The sequence below is a fragment of the Citrobacter sp. genome (assembly GCF_050252275.1).
Classification (GTDB): Bacteria; Pseudomonadota; Gammaproteobacteria; order Enterobacterales; family Enterobacteriaceae; genus Citrobacter_A; species Citrobacter_A amalonaticus.
In genome coordinates this window covers 1-3273 of record NZ_JBFWLF010000387.1, presented here as the reverse complement: position 1 = coordinate 3273, position 3273 = coordinate 1, and the positions used below count along the sequence as shown (strand labels likewise).

General features: G+C 51.5%; 4 protein-coding genes and 2 pseudogenes. 1 reads left to right on the top strand and 5 read right to left on the bottom strand.

Features of this window, described 5'->3' with window-relative positions; translation table 11 throughout:
• Positions 1-295, top strand: a pseudogene (locus AB7E14_RS22095) (rhodanese-related sulfurtransferase); the annotation flags it as partial.
• A gap of 51 nt (positions 296-346) precedes the next feature.
• On the opposite strand, the gene AB7E14_RS22090 reads toward AB7E14_RS22095, so the two are convergent.
• From AB7E14_RS22090 to bssS, 5 genes and pseudogenes are all read right to left on the bottom strand, one after another.
• Positions 347-922: a YceI family protein gene (locus AB7E14_RS22090; RefSeq protein WP_316962208.1), complete on the bottom strand. Its 576-nt coding sequence runs from the start codon at positions 920-922 to the stop codon at positions 347-349.
• Positions 919-1491, bottom strand: coding sequence for a cytochrome b (locus AB7E14_RS22085; RefSeq protein ID WP_044327399.1), 573 nt, complete (start codon positions 1489-1491; stop codon positions 919-921). The genes AB7E14_RS22090 and AB7E14_RS22085 overlap by 4 nt, the downstream gene beginning before the upstream one ends.
• A 261-nt stretch (positions 1492-1752) precedes the next feature.
• Positions 1753-1866 carry a YceO family protein gene (locus AB7E14_RS22080; RefSeq protein WP_043001014.1) on the bottom strand — a complete coding sequence of 38 codons (114 nt, stop codon included), beginning with the start codon at positions 1864-1866 and terminating at the stop codon, positions 1753-1755.
• A gap of 46 nt (positions 1867-1912) precedes the next feature.
• Complete coding sequence (gene solA, locus AB7E14_RS22075) at positions 1913-3034, bottom strand: N-methyl-L-tryptophan oxidase (protein WP_428169964.1); 1122 nt, start codon at positions 3032-3034, stop codon at positions 1913-1915.
• A gap of 115 nt (positions 3035-3149) precedes the next feature.
• A pseudogene (bssS, locus tag AB7E14_RS22070) lies at positions 3150-3273 on the bottom strand (biofilm formation regulator BssS); the annotation flags it as partial.

Sequence of the window (3273 nt, the reverse complement as noted above, 5' to 3'; positions counted from 1 at the left end):
GCGCATGGGTGAGCGTATTTCAGATGAGGTGATTGCGCATTGTCATCAATGTGGTGCGCCGTGCGACAGCCACACCAACTGTAAAAATGACGGCTGCCATCTGCTGTTTATTCAGTGCCCGGCATGTGCGCAAAAGTACAACGGCTGCTGTAGCGAGATCTGTTGCGAAGAGAGCGCATTACCTGAAGAAGAGCAACGTCGCCTGCGCGCAGGACGCGAGAACGGCAATAAAATCTTCAACAAGTCGCGTGGACGACTGAATACGAAACTGGGTATTCCGGATCCTGCCGAGTAATGGTGTGGCCGGATGGCGGCGACAACATCGCCATCCGGCATCATTCCTCGTTTACTTCTGCTGTACGCCTTCAACAGAGATAATCAACTCCACTTCCTGCGAGGCAGGACCCAGATCGGTGGTGATGTTGAAATCCTTCAGCTTGATTTTACCTTCGGCTTCGAAGCCTGCGCGTTTACCCCCCCACGGATCGTCACCCTGACCGATCATCTTCGCTTCCAGCGTCACCGGCTTTGTTACGCCGTTTAGCGTCAGATTCCCGGTGATATCCAGTTCATCACCGTCTTTTTTCACGTTGGTGGAGGTGAAGGTCGCCTGCGGGAATTTCGCGACATTGAGGAAATCAGCGCTGCGAAGGTGTTTATCACGCTCGGCGTGATTGGTATCCACGCTGTTGGTGTTGATTGTCACATTCACTTTATCGGCGGCGGGATCCTTTTCATCAAAGGTAAAGGTTCCGTCGAAGTCTTTGAACGTGCCGTACAACCAGCTGTATCCCAGGTGCTGAATACGGAAATTAACAAAGGCATGTTGTCCTTCTTTGTCAATTTTATAATCCGCCGCGACGGCGGAACCGGTGGTGAACAGCAGAGAGGCGAGAGTTAAACCCAGCAGGCTTTTTTTCATTTTTGAGCTCCATAGTCAGATGACGACTTACCCAACATGCGATTCAGGGTGTCGTCTTTATCGATAAAGTGGTGTTTAAAGGCCATCATGCCATGCAGAACGGAAAGAATAACGACGGTCCAGGCCAGCCACAGGTGTACGCTTCCGGCGAGATCGGCCTGAACGCCAGCATCCGCGAAGGTGGCCGGGACATCAAACCAGCCGAAAACGCTGATCGGTTTACCGTCCGCCGTCGAGATCAGATAACCGCTGATGACAATGCTAAACAGCAGCAGATATAGCGCGAGGTGGCCCAACGCTGCGCCAGCACGGGTCAGGGCCGAATAGCTTTTCAGCGCTTTCGGCGGTGGCGAGATCAGACGCCAGATGACCCGCACGACCAGGCCCATCATCAGCAGGATCCCGATGCTTTTGTGCAATTCCGGTCCCTGGTGATACCAGCCGTCGTAATAGCTCAACGTCACCATCCAGAGACCGAGTGCAAACATCCCGTAGACCACCAACGCGGTTAGCCAGTGAAGCATGGCGGAAATAAAACCATACTGTTGAGGCGTATTTGAAAATTGCATAAAAATTCCATTTCATATTTCAGGATTGAATGAAAATGGCCTGACAGAGACATAAATGCAACTAAAAAATAACACCGGGAGAGATATTTAACGTTGATTCAATAATTTTGTATTAATTGTGGATTTTGATTCAACGGATTCGTCAGAAATGACCGATTTATGACGGTTTGTGGGGGTAGGGGATGGGTTTTGTCATTCAAAAAAACAAAACAAAAATTAGATAACTTTCAATTTTTGTCAGTATTTGTCAATGCTGATGGCTCAGTAAAACAGGATATAAATAACATCAAGAATCGCCAGCAGCGACCACAAAATAACGTAGAGCATAAAATGCTCGCGAATATTGTTGACCAGATAAAGAAACAGACGACGCATATTGTAATCACCATTAAAAAGGCCTCATTACGAGGCCATTTAACGATTATGCAGTAAATCGGGAGAGTCTGAACGGCGTCAGGTCAAAAGCGGATGGCTTTTCCTGGGCAAAGTCAGCGGCAATTTCACCCAATACGGAGGCAAATTTAAAGCCGTGACCACTCAGCCCAGTCACGATCAGCGTGTTGTCATGGCCGGGCAGCGTGTCGATGATAAAGTCTTCATCCGGCGAGTTGTCGTAGGTGCAGGCCGCACCGTGCAGACAGCAACCCACTCCCGGAAGGATATTGCGCAGGAACGGGAATGCTTCAGATCCATCGCTGGCGACGCTGGCAAACGGTTTGCGTTCAGCTTCGGCGTGGATAAGTTGCCCGCCGTTGTGCTTACCGATTTTCAGTTCGTCGTTCTCCGCCGGGAAGCCGTAGTATTGATCGCCGTTGGGCAACTCACCGGTGAAGGCAGGAAACTTATTCTTGATGCTATAGCGGCCATCGGCCTGGTACCAGGCAAACACTTTTCGTATCGGCTGGATGGGAAGCTCGGGGAGCAAAGCCTGAACCCAGGTACCGGCGCTCACCAGCGCTTTCTTCGCGCGGTACTCGCCGTCAGCGGTTTCTACAGTGACCCCGCCGTCATCATCATGGTGAATGGCTGTGACCGGGCAGTTGAAGAGCTGAGCGCATCCTGCTTCTTCTGCCAGACGGATCCAGGTTTTGATCGCCAGTTCACTGCGTAAAAAACCGGAATCAGCTTCGAACAGGCCGGTGTAGTCTGCAGGTACGCGGATTTCGGGCCAGCGCGCCATGATGGCGGCGGCATCCAGTTGTTCAACGTTCAGTTGCCACTGTTTTGCGCTGTGCGCGACGTTTGCCAGGAAGGGCGAACCGGCGGGGCCAAGATTGATAACGCCGGAGCGGACGAAAATCGGCTCTTCATTTTGCGTGGAGAGTTCGTCCCATAGCGCCTGCGCACGCAGCACCAGCGGAACGTATTTTTCACCTTCGCCATAGGCGTGGCGGATCAACCGGGTGTCGCCGTGATGACTACCCTGTTGATGCGGTGGCATATGCGCGTCGGTCATCAGAACGTTTAACCCGGCGCGAGTGGCATAATAACCTGCGGCTGCCCCAACGGACCCGCTGCCTATAATGATTAAGTCGTATTTCATCGGTTTCTCTCTGCTGTCGCGTTTGATGCAGAGTAAATAAGTGAAATGCGTAATACAACCCAGAAATAGCAAAGGCACCCCGAAGGTGCCTTTTTAAGTGAGAATGTCCGTCTCGTTAATGCCGACGGTATTCGTTGGCCTGGTAATCGCCGGATTCGATTTTGGCTATGCCGGCTTCTAATATCGAAATAAATTGTCTGGCAACATCGGTGGTTAACCAGAGCGTTTGACCGACCTCT